The organism is Microbacterium sp. H6, from assembly GCF_003314775.1.
Taxonomy (GTDB): domain Bacteria; phylum Actinomycetota; class Actinomycetes; order Actinomycetales; family Microbacteriaceae; genus Microbacterium; species Microbacterium oxydans.
Genome location: NZ_QOAY01000107.1, coordinates 1 through 247, shown reverse-complemented (window position 1 = coordinate 247; position 247 = coordinate 1). Strand labels below are relative to the sequence as shown.

Below are 247 nucleotides of genomic sequence, written 5' to 3'. Positions count from 1 at the left end.
GCGTGGGCGCGCGCCTGGACCGCATCCACGCCACGCTCGGTCGCGACCGCGGCGGCGAACACCTCGGCGAACACGAGGTAGGCCACGCGGGAGGTGTGCTCGAGCTCGTCGCGGAAGCTCACCCCGGTCGGCGCGATCACGAGCGACAGCGACGCCGCCTCGGTCAAGGCCGACGAGGCGAACGACGTCAGGGCGATCACGGTCGCACCGCCCCGCGCGGCCGCCGTCGCGACGCGCAGACTCGCCT

1 pseudogene is annotated in these 247 nt (G+C 74.9%); it reads right to left on the bottom strand.

Going from position 1 to position 247, the window contains the following annotated elements:
• A pseudogene (locus tag DSP71_RS22050) lies at window positions 1-247 on the bottom strand (MurR/RpiR family transcriptional regulator); the annotation flags it as partial.